Annotated in this window: 1 protein-coding gene; it reads right to left on the reverse strand. The window is 67.8% G+C overall.

All coding sequences use genetic code 11. The annotated features are described in order from the left end of the window. A partial coding sequence (locus tag G3N94_RS41955; protein WP_205799988.1) for an AMP-binding protein occupies positions 1-552 on the reverse strand: 552 nt, incomplete at both ends.

A 552-nucleotide genomic window follows, 5' to 3' on the forward strand; every position in this document is an offset into this window, starting at 1 on the left:
CCTGGCCGTTCGGCACGTCCTGGCCCGTCTCGTCGACCACCGCGGCCATGATGCCCGGCAGCGGCAGCGTGCACGAACCGGGCACGGTCGGCGTCGCGCCCGGCAGCGGCGTGATCATGTGCCCGCCGGTCTCGGTCTGCCACCACGTATCGACGATCGGGCAGCGTTCGCCGCCGACGTGCTTGTGATACCACATCCATGCTTCCGGGTTGATCGGCTCGCCGACCGTGCCGATGATGCGCAGGCTCGACAGGTCGTAGCTCTTCGGGTGGACCTTGTCGTCGGCCTCGGCCGCCTTGATCAGCGAGCGGATCGCGGTCGGCGCGGTATAGAACACGCTGACCTTGTGGTCGGCGATCATCTTCCAGAAGCGGCCGGCATCCGGATACGTCGGCACGCCTTCGAACACGACCTGCGTGCCGCCACACGCGAGCGGGCCGTAGGTGATGTACGTGTGGCCCGTGACCCAGCCGATGTCGGCCGTGCACCAGAACACGTCGGCGGGCTTCCAGTCGAAGGTCCACTTCATCGTCTGCGCGGCCCACAGCAGGT

This window comes from Burkholderia sp. Ac-20353, assembly GCF_017104785.1.
Classification (GTDB): domain Bacteria; phylum Pseudomonadota; class Gammaproteobacteria; order Burkholderiales; family Burkholderiaceae; genus Burkholderia.